At 61.8% G+C, this 15715-nt stretch carries 13 protein-coding genes and 2 pseudogenes; 7 read left to right on the forward strand and 8 right to left on the reverse strand.

Going from position 1 to position 15715, the window contains the following annotated elements:
• The first annotated feature begins 331 nt into the window (after positions 1–331).
• The 5 genes from queC (at position 332) to OU993_RS11705 (ending at position 3771) form a co-directional block, all read left to right on the forward strand.
• Positions 332–1039, forward strand: a complete 708-nt coding sequence (gene queC, locus OU993_RS11685; protein ID WP_268157215.1) for a 7-cyano-7-deazaguanine synthase QueC — start codon at positions 332–334, stop codon at positions 1037–1039.
• 2 nt (positions 1040–1041) lie between these two features.
• Positions 1042–1398: a 6-carboxytetrahydropterin synthase QueD gene (gene queD / locus OU993_RS11690; RefSeq protein ID WP_268157217.1), complete on the forward strand. Its 357-nt coding sequence runs from the start codon at positions 1042–1044 to the stop codon at positions 1396–1398.
• Positions 1377–2132: a 7-carboxy-7-deazaguanine synthase QueE gene (queE, locus tag OU993_RS11695; protein ID WP_268157689.1), complete on the forward strand. Its 756-nt coding sequence runs from the start codon at positions 1377–1379 to the stop codon at positions 2130–2132. The genes queD and queE overlap by 22 nt, the downstream gene beginning before the upstream one ends.
• Positions 2133–2221: 89 nt before the next feature.
• A complete protein-coding gene (locus OU993_RS11700) occupies positions 2222–3001 on the forward strand; it encodes a GNAT family N-acetyltransferase (RefSeq protein WP_268157219.1) in 780 nt (259 codons plus the stop codon).
• Positions 2998–3771, forward strand: coding sequence for an MBL fold metallo-hydrolase (locus OU993_RS11705; protein ID WP_268157221.1), 774 nt, complete (start codon positions 2998–3000; stop codon positions 3769–3771). Before OU993_RS11700 ends, OU993_RS11705 begins: the two co-directional genes overlap by 4 nt.
• 340 nt (positions 3772–4111) lie before the next feature.
• On the opposite strand, the gene hemH is transcribed toward OU993_RS11705, so the two are convergent.
• From hemH to OU993_RS11745, 8 genes are all read right to left on the reverse strand, one after another.
• A complete protein-coding gene (gene hemH, locus OU993_RS11710) occupies positions 4112–5146 on the reverse strand; it encodes a ferrochelatase (RefSeq protein WP_268157691.1) in 1035 nt (344 codons plus the stop codon).
• A gap of 131 nt (positions 5147–5277) precedes the next feature.
• Complete coding sequence (locus OU993_RS11715) at positions 5278–6912, reverse strand: bifunctional metallophosphatase/5'-nucleotidase (protein WP_268157223.1); 1635 nt, start codon at positions 6910–6912, stop codon at positions 5278–5280.
• 241 nt (positions 6913–7153) lie between these two features.
• Positions 7154–7519 carry an outer membrane lipoprotein Omp10 gene (omp10, locus tag OU993_RS11720; RefSeq protein ID WP_268157225.1) on the reverse strand — a complete coding sequence of 122 codons (366 nt, stop codon included), beginning with the start codon at positions 7517–7519 and terminating at the stop codon, positions 7154–7156.
• A 134-nt stretch (positions 7520–7653) separates the two neighbouring features.
• A complete protein-coding gene (locus OU993_RS11725) occupies positions 7654–9099 on the reverse strand; it encodes a homospermidine synthase (RefSeq protein ID WP_268157227.1) in 1446 nt (481 codons plus the stop codon).
• 108 nt (positions 9100–9207) lie between these two features.
• Positions 9208–10152, reverse strand: coding sequence for a heme-dependent oxidative N-demethylase family protein (locus tag OU993_RS11730; RefSeq protein WP_268157693.1), 945 nt, complete (start codon positions 10150–10152; stop codon positions 9208–9210).
• A gap of 12 nt (positions 10153–10164) precedes the next feature.
• Positions 10165–10773, reverse strand: a complete 609-nt coding sequence (locus OU993_RS11735; RefSeq protein ID WP_268157230.1) for an aminotransferase class IV family protein — start codon at positions 10771–10773, stop codon at positions 10165–10167.
• A complete protein-coding gene (locus tag OU993_RS11740) occupies positions 10770–11969 on the reverse strand; it encodes an aminodeoxychorismate synthase component I (protein ID WP_268157694.1) in 1200 nt (399 codons plus the stop codon). The genes OU993_RS11735 and OU993_RS11740 overlap by 4 nt, the downstream gene beginning before the upstream one ends.
• A gap of 82 nt (positions 11970–12051) precedes the next feature.
• A complete protein-coding gene (locus tag OU993_RS11745) occupies positions 12052–13914 on the reverse strand; it encodes a M3 family oligoendopeptidase (protein WP_442792952.1) in 1863 nt (620 codons plus the stop codon).
• A 180-nt stretch (positions 13915–14094) separates the two neighbouring features.
• Between OU993_RS11745 and OU993_RS11750 the strand changes: the two are divergent.
• Positions 14095–15286, forward strand: a pseudogene (locus tag OU993_RS11750) (sigma-54-dependent transcriptional regulator); the annotation flags it as partial.
• Between the two features lie 158 nt (positions 15287–15444).
• A pseudogene (locus tag OU993_RS28870) lies at positions 15445–15636 on the forward strand (helix-turn-helix domain-containing protein); the annotation flags it as partial.
• Between the last annotated feature and the right edge of the window lie 79 nt (positions 15637–15715).

Below are 15715 nucleotides of genomic sequence, written 5' to 3' on the forward strand. Positions count from 1 at the left end.
CGCTACCCCTGTTTGGCGAGAACTGGCGGAGGTTTCGCGCCACTTGTGCGTGAAACAGTGCACATATGTCGTTTCTCTTGCACTATTGCTTCAGATTGTAGTGTTTCAGGGGGATAAACACGATAGGTGGTGGTTTTTCAGAGTCTTGGGACAAGTATGCCGTCCGTGTTGGACGACCTGCTCAACCCCTGTTTTGCATCGCTTTCCATCGCGGACGTCCGCATGTCCGTTTTCAGGCCAACGAGTGGGTTCCCATCGGCGATCTTTGGTATAAAAGGCGGCCGAAGAACCCGGTCGCAGCCTACCCGGTCAAAACAAGGACACCTGAAGCATGAAAACACTCGTCGTCTGTTCCGGCGGACTGGACTCCGTTTCCCTGGCCTACAAGATTGCCGCGGAAGCGGACCTCGTCGGCCTCATCTCCTTCGATTACGGCCAGCGCCACAAGAAGGAACTGCATTTTGCCGCGCGCGCGGCCGAGCGCCTGTCGGTTCCCCACCACGTCATCGACATCACCACCATCGGCAAGCACCTGACCGGTTCCGCGCTGACCGATGATCTCGCCGTGCCGGACGGGCATTATGCGGAAGAGACGATGAAGATCACCGTGGTGCCGAACCGCAATGCGATCATGCTGACGATCGCCTTCGGGCTTGCCGCGGCGCAAGGCGCCGATGCGGTTGCCATCGCCGTGCATGGCGGCGACCACTTCATCTATCCGGACTGCCGGCCCGCCTTCATCGACAGTTTCCAGACGATGCAGAACCATGCGCTGGACGGGTATGCGACCGTTAGGCTTTATTCGCCCTTCGTCACCATTTCCAAGGCCGACATCGTGACGGAAGGCGCGCGGCACAAGACACCGTTTGCCGAGACATGGTCCTGTTACAAGGGCGGAGAGCGGCATTGCGGCCGTTGCGGCACCTGTGTCGAGCGGCGGGAGGCCTTCCATCTTGCCGGTGTCGCCGATCCGACCGACTACGAGGACGCTGATTTCTGGAAATCCGCCATCGCCACATTCAAGGCCGAGGAGGTCTGAGCGTGTTCCGGATTACCAAGGAATTCCACTTTTCCGCCTCGCATCAGCTGCACCATCTGCCGGCAGATCATCAATGCGCGCGCCTGCACGGGCACAACTACATCGTCGTGGTGGAGCTTGCGGGCGAGAACCTGAATGCGGACGGATTCGTGCGCGATTATCACGATCTGGCGCCGCTGAAGCATTACATCGATACGCATTTCGATCACCGGCATCTGAATGAGGTTCTCGGACACAGCCTCACGACGGCGGAGACCCTCGCCAAGCATTTCTTCGACTGGTGCAAGGCGCGCTTTCCGGAGACCTCTGCCGTGAAGGTGAGCGAGACGCCGAAGACCTGGGCGGAGTATCGTCCGTGACGGCTGCGACGGTGCCGTCGATCCGCGTCAGCGAGATCTTCGGCCCGACCATTCAGGGCGAGGGAGTGCTGATCGGCCAGCCGACGGTCTTCGTCAGGACCGGCGGTTGCGATTATCGTTGTGCCTGGTGCGATAGCCTGCATGCGGTGGAAAGCCGGTTCCGCGAGGACTGGCAGCCGATGCGGGTCGAGGAGATCTGGCAGCAGGTCGATGCCCTGTCGAAGGGACGGCCGCTGATGGTGTCGTTATCCGGCGGCAACCCGGCCATCCAGCCACTCGGCCCGCTGATCGATCACGGTCATGCCCGAGGTTACCGCTTCGCACTTGAAACGCAGGGTTCTGTGGCAAAACCCTGGTTCACGGATCTCGACGTTCTCGTGCTGTCCCCCAAACCGCCATCCAGCGGCATGGCGTTTGATCCGCAATCGCTGCAGTCCTGTCTTGTCATGGCCGGTACCGGCCCCCGTATCGTTTTGAAGTTCGTCGTCTTCGATGATGTCGATTTCGCCTTCGCCCGCTCCGTGTCGGCACTCTGTCCCGGCCTTCCGGTCTATCTTCAGCCCGGAAACCACACGCCGCCGCCACCCGAAGCCGATGATGCCGTCATCGACATGGACGGGATCATGGAGCGCATGCACTGGCTGGTGGACCGGGTGGTGGCCGAAGGCTGGTTCGAGGCGGTCGTCCTGCCGCAACTGCATGTGCTTCTGTGGGGCAACCGCCGCGGCGTTTAGAGTCTGCAAAGATCCATCGTATCTGTTGATTGGACCATCACCGCCGTTTCCGCCAGCCTTGGCGTCACACGAGGGCGATGGCGGTGCCGATGACGACGGGGAAGGCCAGGGACTATCTGCGGCGGGATCAACTGCGGACGGTCTCGCTTCTGAAATATCTGCAGGCCTTTCCCGGTGATACCCGCCTGTTGCATGCGGAAGGAGCCGAAGGGGAGGCGGTTCTGCTGCTCTTGCGGGTTGCTGCCAGCGACTATGACCGTCACGCCTATCCGGACGCCCACCATGTCTGTTTCATCGCGAGCGACCATCCCGACCTGACACTCCGGCTGGTCGAGCAATTGCCTGAAGACGGTGTGATCGTCTTCAAACTGGCGACACCGGCGGACGAGAGGGCTGCCGGCGAGCGTTTTCGCCTTCGTCGCAGGACTGCGTTCCATTCGTTCCGAATGGCGGATGCAAGCGGTTGGACGGACGTGCCGGGGCTGGTGCGTGCGGTTCCGAGCGAAGCGGGCTGGCGGCTCTTCGAAGAACGGGGTTACACGCGCAATTGGCTGATGCCGCTCCTCGTCAGCGGTCGGGCCTTCGTTGTCGAGGCGCCGCAACAGGAGGCTGCCCTGTCGACCTGTTTTGCCTTCGAGAACAGCCCGGGTCTGTGGGAGATTGGCGGACTGTCGACCCATCCGGCAGCGCGCCGGCGGGGGCTTGCGCGCCAGGTCGTCCAGTCGGCCTTCCGGGAGGTCGAGCGATGCGGCCTTGTTGCCCGTTATGTGGTCGAGGAAACGAACACGGCGTCGCTTGCACTTGCGCGTTCGCTCGGGCTCTGCGAGGTCCAATGTCTCACGCATTTTCTGGCAGAGGGTCGCCGATGAGGTTTCAACTGATCCGCAATGCGACGCTGAAGCTTGCCTATGCCGGCCGCAACATTCTCGTCGATCCCTATTTTGCGCCGCGCCACAGCCTGCCTTCCTATACGGGCCGCTCCGCCAATCCGCTCGTCGACCTGCCGCTGCCGGTCGAGGACATTCTCGACGGCATCGACCTGGTGGTTGTGTCCCACCTGCATTCCGATCATTTCGACAGTGTGGCGAAAAGCCGCCTGCCGAAGAACATGCCGATCATCTGCCAGCCGGGCAACGAGGGGGACATCGAAGGCGCAGGCTTTTCCCGCGTGATGCCGCTCATTGATGTCCTCGACTGGCAGGGGCTGCATTTCAGCCGCTGCGCAGCAAGCCACGGCCTCGGGCCGGTGGTCGAGATCATGGGCCAGGTGATGGGCTTCGTGTTGCGTGCCGAAGCCGAGCCGTGCCTCTACTGGGCCGGTGATACCGTTCTTTATCCGCCTGTCCTTGCCACCGTCGCGCTGGAGCGTCCCGATGTCATCGTCACTCATTCCTGCGGGGCGCTGTGGGACGGCTCGCTGATCGTGATGGACACGGACCAGACATTGTCGCTTTTCCACGCCGCGCATGCGGCCGGCGAGGGGACGAAGGTCATCGTCACCCACATGGATTGCCTCGATCATGCCACCGTGACACGGGCCGATCTGCTGGAGGCGGTGCGGCAGAACGCCATTCCGGAAGACCGGTTTCATGTACCGCAGGACGGCGAGATCCTAGAGGTCTCGGCTCCCGGAACATGACAACGAGCCGCGCGGGAAAGCGATTGCCTTCCACCGTACGCGCCCCGTCAAATGCCGGGTCCAGCGCATCTTAGCTGCTGGCTTGACCCTTCGTTGGTGCGGTCTTCCTTGTTTGAGGCTCGTCTGAGACACTCAGAAGGAGAAGCTCGCGTCACCGCAAGTTTCGGTGTCCACGAGGCAATACCGTCCGACATCGTGCGGCAGATCCTGCTCCAGGCCGACCAGGCGATTTATGCCGCCAAGGAGGCTGGCCGCAATTCGGTGGTTGCGATCGACAGGCCGCCATGCATGTTTCGTGACCGCAGCACGGGCGGTTCCTCCTATGGCATTGCGCCTGGTATCAGACCCAGCCCATCAGTTCGCGGCGGGTGATGTGCTCCAGAACCCGCATGCCGTCCTCGCTGTCGTTGAGGCAGGGGATGTGGGCAAATTTCTCGCCGCCATTGTGCAGGAAGTCCTCGCCGGCTTCCTCGGCGATTTCCTCGAGCGTCTCGAGACAATCGGAGACGAAGCCGGGATTGAGGATCGCGATGCGTTTCACACCCTCTTTCGCCAGCTTTTCCACCGTCTTGTCGGTATAGGGCTGCAGCCATTCCTCCGGCCCGAAACGGGACTGGAAGGTGACCATCAGTTTCTCCTTCGGCCAGCCCAACCGGTCGCGCAGCAGGCGGGTCGTCTTGTAACACTGGCAATGATAGGGATCACCCTTCTTGAAGTAGGACATCGGGATGCCGTGATAGGAGGTCAGGACGATCTCCGGCTCCCAGTCCAGTGTCGCCAGATGTTTTTCAATCGAGGTGGCCAAAGCATCGATATAGACCGGGTCGTCGTGATACCGCGGCACGGTCCGCAGCGCCGGCTGCCAGCGCATCTTCAGAAGCGCCTTGAAAGCCTCGTCGTTGACCGTCGCCGTCGTTGCCGCGGCATATTGCGGATAAAGCGGGAAGAGCAGGATCTTTTCGCAGCCCGCCTTCTGCATCTCGTTCATCTTCGCCTGGATCGCCGGCTGGCCGTAGCGCATCGCCCAATCGACATGCATATGCGGCATGTCCTTGAAACGTTCGGCGAGAATTTCTGCCTGGTTGCGCGTATAGGTGCGCAGGTAGCTCTCGTCGCGCTCCTTGTTCCAGATCGACTCGTACGCCTTGCCCACCTTCTGCGGGCGCTTGTTCAGCACGATGCCGTAGAGGATCGGATACCAGAACAGTCGCGACCATTCGATGACGCGCTTGTCGGTCAAGAACTCCGCGAGGTAGCGCCGCATCGACCAGTAGTCGGTGCCGTCGGGCGTGCCGAGATTGACGAGCAGGACGCCGACCTTGCCGAAACGAACGTCAGGGTGATCGGCTGGCAGGTGGACGGCGGGAGCATTCATCATTGCGGTTTCCTGGGACATTAGAACGGGGCCGGCTCTCATTACGCATGCCGGACACTGTTGGTTCTATGTAGAAACAAAAAACGACCCGGGGAAGCCCCGGGTCGTGACTGCGGTTGCGACAAAGAGGCTTACTTCTTCGGCGCGACATAACCGGCCGGCGTCGCGTCGGTGATGCGGCCGTCCGTGTACGGCTTGTAGGGGTTGTGCTTGGTCAGATAGTCGGCGACGACCTGTTCCAGATTCGGGCCGTAGTCATAGGGGTTGATGGCGTTGGTGGCGAACATCTTGAAGCCGTCGCCGCCGCCGCGCACGTAGTTGTTGCTGACCACGCCGTAGATCTTGGCATCGTCGAGCGCCACAAAGCCGTTACCTTCCTTGACTTCGGCGGAAACCAGGCGGCTGCCGGCCGGCTTGGAGCGGTCGAAGGTGAACTTCATGCCAGCCACCTGCGGGAAGCGGCCAGCGCCTTCCTCGATCTGGCTCAGACCGTTTTCCAGAGCGGCGCGGATATCCGAGCCCTTCACCTGGAAGGTCGAGAGCGTGTTCTGGAAGGGCAGCACGGTCAGCACTTCGCCCATCGTCACGTCGCCCTGGTCGATGGAGGCACGCAGACCGCCGCCATTGGCGATGGCGATCGTGATGCCCTGGTCCTTGACGCGGTCGAGCGAGGCGTCGGCGATCAGGTTGCCCATCGAGCACTCGACGGCACGGCAAGACTTGCGGTCGCCATCGATCGGAGCTTCCGACGAACCGACGACGGTCTTCTTCAGCTCTTCGAGCGGGACGCCGAGTTCCTTGACCTTGGCGGCATAGGCTTCATCCGGCTTGACCGAGGCGTCGAGCAGCTTCGGAGCGCCGGTCGCGGCGGTGACAACGCCCTTGTCGTCGAAGGTGACCTTCAGCTCGCCGAGATACTTGGAATAGGCATAAGCCGTGACGACCGGCACTTCGACGCCCGAGGGGTTCTTGACCAGGGTCGGGTAGGGGCCGGAGGACTTGTTGTCCGTGGAGGACAGGTAGGTGTGGCTGTGACCGCCCACGACCACGTCGATGCCATCGACGGCAGCGGCGATCGCCTTGTCCTTGTTGTAGCCGACATGCGTCAGCGCGATGATCTTGTTGACGCCCTGGCCTTCGATCTCCTTGACGGCACCCTTCAGGTAGGTGATTTCGTCCTGGAAGGTGATGTCCGGGCCGGGAGAGGAGGTTTCAGCCGTATCGGTCGCAAGAACGGAAACGATCCCAATCTTCTGACCTCCGACCTCCTTGATCAGATAACCCTTGTACTTGCCATCCAGCATGCTGCCGGCCTTGGCCACGGTGTTGCCCGAGATGATCGGGAACTTCAGCGCTGCGATGAACCTGTTCAGTTCTTCCGGGCCGTCATCGAATTCGTGGTTGCCGACCGCCATGGCATCGAAACCGATGCCATTCATGAAATCGGCCACCGGACCGCTCTTGAACTTGCTGTAGAAGAGCGAACCCTGAAACTGGTCGCCGGCGTCAAGGACGAGCAGGTTGGCATTCGGATTGGCGGCGCGGAAACCGTCAATGGCACTCTTGACGCGTGCGATGCCGCCGAAGCACTCGTTGGCTTCCGCTTCCTTGGCCGAGCAGGTCGAGTCATACTTGTTGATCGCTTCGATGCGCGAATGCAGATCGTTGATGTGCAGGATGTTCAACTGGTAGTCTGCAAATGCCGCACCCGCCGACAAGGCAAGTGCACTTGCCGCCAGCACGCCAAAACCAAGCTTTTTCATCATCTTACTGTTCTCCTTCAAGCCGGGCGCGGTGTCTTTCCGCCCTGTTCCGCCTCTTGTAATTGGTAATTGTGACACGCGTTCATCGCCGCACATTTTCATCAGCCCTGGTGGACTGCAAGGGAAATATGACAGTGGTGCAGAGGAAATTTTTCACAACCGAAACAGGAAACCCCGCCGATGGCGGGGTTTCCGGAAGGACAGTCTGGCAAAGACACAGTGGCGGCCTGTCGGCCGCGCCGCGTCAGCTGCGCCTGGTCAGCGAGAACTGTGCGCCGCTGTCGGCCGTGCAATTCAGCTGCGTCGGCGAAACGAGCGCGCAGTTGACGCGTGACTGGGTCTGGCGCACCAGCGAGGTCATGCTGATTTCGACGAGCGTCGGTGAGGACTGCGTGTAGGTGCCGCTGGCGAGAAGCGCGTTGGTGTCCGTCGAGCGGGTGTTGAATGTGCCGGCCTGGAAGGTGGATACGATGCCGTTCGGATCGACCCAGGTTCCCTCGACGCCCTGCGGCTGCGTGGGGGGCGGAAGTTGGCGCGGTTCATTGGACGATACGCAGGCCGTCAGCATGAGGGCTGCGGCAATGAGCCCAAGGCTCCCTTTGATCTTCATTCTTCTTCTCCAGCGATTCGGACGCCTGTCGTGGCGGCAACGATGGCGCGAACCCCTATCTAATGCAAGGCGGATGCATTCACAGTCCGCCTTGCGGTTTTATGCGTGGATCGACACGCGCGGTATGTCGATCGTCAGCTGCGAACGAGGATATTCTTGAACTGCCACGCGTCCTTTTCGTCGAGATCTTCCGGGAAGAGCCCCGGACGGCCGTCGAGCGGTGTCCAGTCGGTATAATGACCTTCAACCGGACCAAGATAAGGCGACTGCACTTCGAGGCAGCGCTTGTAATCCATCTCGTCAGCTTCCACGATGCCGGCCTTCGGGTTTTCCAGGGCCCAGACCATGCCGGCGAGCAAGGCGGAGGTCACCTGCAGACCGGTTGCATTCTGGTAGGGCGCGATCCGGCGGGTTTCTTCCAGCGACAGGCGCGAGCCGTACCAGTAGGCGTTCTTGTCATGGCCGTAGAGCAGTACGCCGAGTTCATCGACGCCATCGACCAGTTCGTTCTCGTCGAGAACATGCAGCACCGGCTGCGCGGTGCCGCCATTGCCGAACATTTCGTGTAGCGACAGCACGGCGTCATTGGCCGGATGGTAGGCATAGTGGCAGGTGGGGCGGTAGACGGCCTCGCCATCCTTCTCGACCGTGAAATAATCGGCGATCGAAATGGATTCGTTATGCGTCACCAGGAAGCCGTATTGCGGGCCGGGCGTCGGGCACCAGGTGCGCACGCGGGTGTTGGCACCCGGCTGCTCCAGGTAGATCGCCGCCTTGCAGCCCTTCTTATGCTTTTTGGCGTTCTTCGGCATCCACTTCTCGTGTGTGCCCCAGCCGAGTTCGGAGGGCTGCAGGCCTTCCGAGATGAAACCTTCAACCGACCAGGTGTTCCAGAACACGTTGAGCGGCTTCGGGTTCTTCGTGCGCTGGGTGTCGCGTTCGGCAATGTGGATGCCCTTGACGCCGACCTTCTTCATCAGCTTCGCCCAGCCGGTACGGTCATCGACGGAGGGTTCCTCGAACTTCAGACCGGTGTCGTTGGCAATGTTGACGAGCGCCTGCTTGACGAACCAGGAGACCATGCCGGGATTTGCGCCGCAGCAGGAGACCGCCGTCGTGCCGCCCGGGTTCTTGCGCTTTTCGGTCCGTACGGTTTCGCGCAGGGCGTAGTTCGTACGGTCGGCATTCTTCATGCTCTTGTCGAAATAGAAGCCGAGCCAGGGTTCGACGACGGTGTCGATGTAGAGAACATCCAGGCTGCGGCAGAACTTGATGAGGTCCAGCGAACCGGTGTCGACCGACAGGTTGACGCAGAAGCCCTGGCCTTCGCCTTCCGTCAGAAGCGGTGTCAGCAGCTCGACGTAGTTTTCCTTGGTCACATGCGCCTGGATGAACTTGACGCCGTGCTTTTCCAGGATCGCCTTGTCGTCGTCGCGCGGGTCGATCACGACCATCCGGCTCTTGTCGAACTTGAAGTGGCGCTCGATCAGCGGCAGCGTGCCGCGTCCGATCGATCCGAAACCGATCATCACGATCGGGCCGGTGATTTCGCCGTAAACCGGGTAGGTCTGTTCACTCATCTGCTGTCGCTCCTTCGGTCCCTTGGCTCGCATGCCCGAGGGCCGGTGTTTCTGGGCACGGTCTTGATCCTTGCGCCTCTCGATGGCCGTCTAGATCACAAATCACGATCACAATAAAGAGCTTGAAGACGACAAGCCTGTGGCAGTGGGTGTGGAATCCTGAAGGCGCGCCGCATCCGCCCGCAGCATGGCGATCATCGGCGCGCGCTTGGCGAGCAGCCCCTTGTAGGCGGCCTGATCGGGTGTCATGGCCTCCAGCTGGTCGGCCAGCGATCGCATCAGCCCGGCTGCATTGTCGGCTTCTCCGAGCGCGGTGATCGGATCGAGATAGATGCGGATGGTAAAGAGGATGTCGCCGGCTTCCGGCAGTTTGCGCAATGTCTGGCGCTCAACGCGCAGATAACTCGCCGCAGCCGGCAGGTCCGGCACCTTACGTTCGCTTTTCGGCTTCGGTGTAAACAGGGCGTCGTTCCAGTTGACCGACCAGTTCATCCGCTTCACCGACCGATCCGGCTGCAGCCGGTCGAACATGCGGTTGATGAGGTCTGCATTGCGGCTGCCGCCCTGAAAGTCCGGCACATCGGCATGCACCTCATCCATCACCCGCCCGAACTTCTCATCCAGCGACCAGGAGGAGGGAAAGGCGACGAAGGCGGCGGCAATGCGCCACCCATCATCGCCACGGCGCATGATGACCAGATCATCCTGCACCAGAAGGCCGGCACGGATGAGGGGCGGCGTTTCATCGTCCAGCAGCGCAACCGGGGCGGCCCCGGCGGCCTCGAGACATTCTGCTTTTCGCGCATAAAGCTGCGGATACCGCTCCGGCAGATAGTCGGCCAGAAGCGTGAGAACCTCCGACTGCGCCGCCTCCGTCCCGGCTTCTGCACGAAAAACCTCGCTGCGGTGTGTTGCAAGCAGCTGGCGCTTTTGCATCAGATAGGCGGAAAGATCGGCGTCCGGCTCGATCCAGTCGGCAAGATCGAGTTGCGACAGGCCGATGGTAAACGGCGTGGCAGAGCCGTCATAGGGCGTGTAGGCGAGTGGCGGCATCATCCGTCGCCCCTATTCCACCAGTTCGGCCGCAATCAGACCTCTCAGCGAATTGCCGACAAACACCTTGCGGCCCTTGAGGTCGGCCGGACGAAGAACCTCGGAGCGAGCCTTTCCCTCGCGGATGAGATCGGCGCGCAGGACGCCGGGCAGCAGGCCGGAGCTCAGCGGCGGGGTGATCAGCTGCCCGCCATCCCCCTCGACGAAGAGATTGGTGATCGTGCCTTCGCAAAGCTCGCCGCGTTCGTTCAGCAACAGAACCTCGTCCGCCTCATCCTTGCCGAATTCAGCGCGGGCGGCATCATACGGGTCACGGCGGGTGGTCTTGTGGCGAAAGAGCGCGTCGTCGGATGTCAGCCGCTGTTCGGCAATCCTCAGGCGCCAGATCCGCCCCTCCGGCTCCGGCTTGATCACCGATGTCGTCACCTCGACCTTGCCGCGGAAGTTCATTGTCAGCCGGACCCTCAGGGTCTCCTCGCCCGAGGCCGCGGTCTTGAGCAGCTCCTTCGCGTCCACCGGCTGACGGAAGCCGAGCGCATCGGCCGAGCGGCTGAGGCGCCTCAGATGCTGGTCCAGCCTCAGAAAGCCGGCCTCCGGTTCCCAGCGCAGGGTTTCAATCAACAGGAAATCGACCGTCTGTTTGGGCGCACGGGTGCTCGGTCTGGTCTGTTTAACTGGCTTACTGCGAAGCGCGTTTTGAGTAGGCATTCGTCATATTCCGCCTGGGCCTTCGAATCGAAGACAATTCCGCCGCCGACATTGAAGACCGCCTTGCCTTCGTTGAAAAGGGTCAGCGTGCGGATGGCGACGGAAAACTGCATCGGTCCGGCCGGATCGCACCAGCCGATCGCACCGCAATAGACATCCCGTGGCCCTGCCTCCAACCGGCCGAGGATCTGCATGGCCCACATTTTGGGCGCGCCTGTGACAGAACCACAGGGAAAGAGGGCGGAAAGGATCTCCGGCAGGCCAACCTCCGGCTTCAGTCTTGCCGTGACGTGGCTCACCATCTGGTGCACGGTCGGGTAGGTCTCGATGGCAAAGAGTTTTGGGACCGAGAGCGTGCCGACCTCCGAGATCATCGAGATGTCGTTGCGCAGCAGATCGACGATCATGCGGTTTTCCGCCTGCGTCTTCTCGTCGGCGAGCATTTCCGCGATGATCCGCTCGTCGTCGGCGGGTGACGCGCCACGCGGGGCTGTGCCCTTCATCGGGTGGGTCTCGATCATGCCCGCCGCATCGACCCGGAAAAAGAGTTCCGGCGACCGCGACAGGATCACCGGCCCACCGAGATTAACGAGGGCGCCGTAACGGACCGGCTGCCGTTCGACCAGCGACCAGAAAAGCGCTGCCGGATCGCCCTGCCATTCTGCCTCCACCGGCATGGTGAGGTTCGCCTGGTAACAGTCGCCACGGCGCAGATGCTCGTGCAAGGTGTCGAACCGTGTTCTGTAGGTCTCGAAATCCCAGGCGGGCGTCGCGTCCTTGAGCGATGGCTGCGGGCCGTCCGCTGCGGGCGCGGCGGGGTGCGCCAGCGGATGGTCGTTGCCGGCGGGGCGATCAAAGATACCCATGGCAATCAGCGGCGTTGCCCGGTGCGGCACGATGAGGTGCGCAAGCTTCTCCTCGAAAATATGCCCGGCCTCATAGGCCAGATAGCCCGCCAGCCAGAACCCCTCACGCCTTGCCTTTTCCAGCCGGGCCAATGCCGGCAGGATCGCGTCCGCCGTCCGGGCGACGACGATATCACGCGGCTGTTCGAAGACGAGCGCCTCGCCGGTGCGGTCATTGCGGAAGAGAGCGAAAGATGGGCCGATGTCTAGGTCAGCGTTCAAGGTGCGTTATTGTCCTTCGATGCCGCCGGCTCCATGCCGACGGCATCGTCAGAAATGGGAGCGCTCACGCCCTGTCAAGCGCCTCCAGCTCGTCGATCAGGCCTTCGATCATCGACAGGCCCTTGCTCCAGAAGGAAGGATCGGTGGCGTCCAGTCCGAAGGGGGCGAGAAGCTCCGAATGGTGCTTCGTGCCGCCGGCCTTCAGGAGTGCGAAATACTTCTGCTGAAAACCCTCGTCCGCGTTCTGATAGACCGCATAGAGCGAGTTCACGAGGCAGTCACCGAAGGCATAGGCGTAGACATAGAAGGGCGAGTGGATGAAATGGGGGATGTAGGTCCACCAGGTCTCGTAACCTTCGGAAATCCGGATCGCCGGGCCGAGGCTTTCGTTTTGAACCGACAGCCACAGTTCGCCGATCTGTTCAGCCGTCAGTTCGCCCTCCTTGCGCGCCGTGTGCACCTTGCGCTCGAACTCGTAGAAGGCGATCTGGCGCACGACCGTGTTGATCATGTCCTCCACCTTCTGGGCGAGCATGGCCTTGCGTTCGCGCCTGTCGGTCGTTTTGTTCAAAAGCGCGCGGAAGGTCAGCATTTCGCCGAAGACGGAGGCGGTTTCGGCGAGCGTCAGCGGTGTCTGGCACATCAGTGCGCCCTGGCCGCCGGCCAGAACCTGGTGCACGCCGTGACCGAGTTCATGGGCGAGCGTCATGACGTCACGCGGCTTGCCGAGATAGTTCACCAGCACGTAAGGATGGGCGGACGGCACCGTCGGATGGGCAAAGGCGCCGGGAGCCTTGCCGGGCCTTGCTGGCGCATCGATCCAGTTCTCGTCGAAGAAACGGCGGGCGATGTCGGCCATTTCGGGCGCGAAATCGCCGTAGGCGGAGAGCACCGTTTCCCGTGCGGTCGCCCAGGGGATCAGCGCGTTCGGGGTTTCCGGCAGCGGCGCATTGCGGTCCCAGAAGTTCATCTGGTCCATGCCGAGCCATTTCGCCTTCATCGCGTAATAGCGATGCGAAAGCCGCGGATAGGCGTCTCGCACGGCTGCTGCCAGCGCATCGACCACCTCGCGTTCGACACGGTTCGCCAGATGGCGGCTGTCGGCGATGTCCTCGAAGCCCCGCCAGCGGTCGGCGATGTCCTTGTCCTTGGCGAGCGTGTTGGTGATGAGGGTGAAGACGCGCAGGTTTGCCTGGAAGGTGGCGGAGAGTGCTGCGGCCGCCTTGGCGCGCACCGCCTCATCCGCTTCCTGCAGCAGGTTCAGCGTGCGCTCCAGGGGCAGCATCTCGCCATCGATCTCAAAGCGCAGGTCGGCCATGGTCTCGTCGAACAGGCGGTTGAAGGCGGCCGCACTCGTCATCGATTTTTCGAGAAACAGCTGCTCCAGCCGGTCATCCAGCTGGTGCGGTTTGTCCTTGCGCAGGTCGAGGATCCAGGGCGCATAATGGCCGGCCTTCCCGTCGGACGTCAGTGCTTCGTCGATCAGCGCGTCGTCCACCCGGTTGAGCTCCAGGGGGAAGAACAGGAGATGGGCCGACAGATCCGTCAGCTTGGACTGCACGTCGCCGTAGAGCTTGCCGTTGGCCGGGTTCGAGGTGTCGGAGAAATAGGTGAGGCCGGCAAAGGAGCCGATCTTGCCGACGAGATCGTCGATCGCCTCATAGGCTTCGACGGCCGCTCCCAGACCTTCGGCGCCCGCCTTTGACGCGGCATCGGCAAGCTTGCCCTTCCACTGGCTCTCGAATGCCTTCGCCATGTCGAGGGCGCGGTTCAGGTCGCTTCGGAACGCGTCGCTGTCTGCCGAAGGGTAGAGGTCTTCCAGGCGCCACACCGGCAAGGCGCCCAGCGCCGCATCCGGTGATGCGGCAAGTCCCGCTGCATCCGTGGCAGCCGCCCGCTTATGGTTTACAAATTTTAGCTCGCCGATGTCAGACACGGTCAAGGTCTCTCTCCTATCCTCGTCTTGGTACAATTCAAAGTCGTCGGGATGTTTTGATGGCCGGAGTGTAAAATGCAAGCATTTCTCAAAACGGGATGTTTAACCCTTTATGACACAACCCATTCGAAGGTCCCTGATGGGACGGTAGATTGAGAATTCGGAGCAAGCATGACGGCCCATATCCTTGTTGTCGATGATGATCCGGTCCAGCGCCGCCTTTTGAAGAATGCGGTCGAGCGCTATGGCCATGTTGCCCATGTGGCGGAGAACGGTCGTCTTGCGCTCGAGTTCCTGAAGCGGAACCGTCGTCAGATCAACGTGATCGTCCTCGACCTGATGATGCCGGAGCTCGATGGCCTCGGTTTTCTCCAGGCCGCCGGCGAGATGGCGCTCGAAATTCCCGTCATCGTCCAGACCGGGCAGGGCGGCATCGAGACCGTGGTGCAGGCCATGCGGGCCGGTGCCTTCGATTTCGTGGTCAAGCCGGTCTCGCCGGAGCGGATCGCCGCTTCCATCGCCAATGCGCTGAAGGTCGATCACCGCGAAAGCAAGGTGAAGGCGGTGCGCAAGACGAAGGGCGCGAGCGTCACCTTCGGTGATATTGTTTCGGCGAGCCCCGACATGCTGCGGGTCATCGATCTTGCCCAGCGTGCGGCGCAATCCAACATCCCTGTGGTGCTGGAAGGCGAATCGGGCGTGGGCAAGGAAATGATCGCCCGCGCCATCCAGGCCGGTGGCGACCGGGCCAACAAACCCTTCATTACCGTCAACTGTGGTGCGATCCCCGCCAATCTGGTCGAAAGCATCCTGTTCGGGCACGAAAAGGGCGCCTTTACCGGCGCGACCGAACGACACACCGGCAAGTTCATGGAAGCCGATGGCGGCACGCTGTTCCTTGATGAGATCGGCGATCTTCCGCTCGACGTTCAGGTCAAGCTTCTGCGCGCCGTGCAGCAGGGCGAAATCGAGACGGTTGGCGCCGGCAAGGTGCAGAAGGTCGATGTGCGGCTGATCTCGGCCACCAACAAGGACCTGATCGAAGAGGTGCGCGCCGGCCGGTTCCGCGAGGACCTCTATTATCGCCTCAACGTGTTTCCGATCACCATCCCGGCGCTGCGCCGTCGCAAGGAGGATATTCCGCATCTGGCGCGTGTCTTCACCGAGCGGTTTTCGGCGGAGCAGAAGCTGGAGCGCACGCTGCAGGTCGGTGCCGGCGCCATGGCGCTGCTCACCGCCTATGACTGGCCGGGCAATATCCGCCAGCTGGAAAACGCGGTGTTCCGTGCCGTCGTTCTTGCCGAAGGTTCGGACCTGACGGAGAAGGATTTCCCGCAGATCGCCGCCCAGGTGCCGGATTACCAGAGCCAGGAGCTTCTCGCGACCGCTGTGGTTCCGGTCGAGGACACGGAAACCCACGAGGATCCCGAACAGCGTTCGATGTCGGACATGCTGCGCGTGGCGCGCGCCGAGGCCGCCCGTTCGATGCAGATGTTCGGCGGTCCCGAAAATGTGATCGTGAGCACGGATGACAGCGGCGATGTGCGCAAGCTTGCCGATGTGGAGGAGGAACTCATCCGGTTTGCGCTGAAGTTCTACCGTGGCCAGATGAGCCAGGTGGCCCGCAAACTCGGCATTGGCCGATCCACGCTCTACCGGAAACTCAAGGATTACGGGATCGATCCTGACGACCCTTTGAAGGAGGCGGCGTAGCCCCCACGCCGCCTCTAAACCCACCGAAAGGTAAACGCCCGTAAGCGGGCGTTCACTTTCAAGCAAGGATGTTCTGATA

It is taken from the genome of Rhizobium sp. SL86, from assembly GCF_026672545.1.
GTDB lineage: Bacteria > Pseudomonadota > Alphaproteobacteria > Rhizobiales > Rhizobiaceae > Neorhizobium.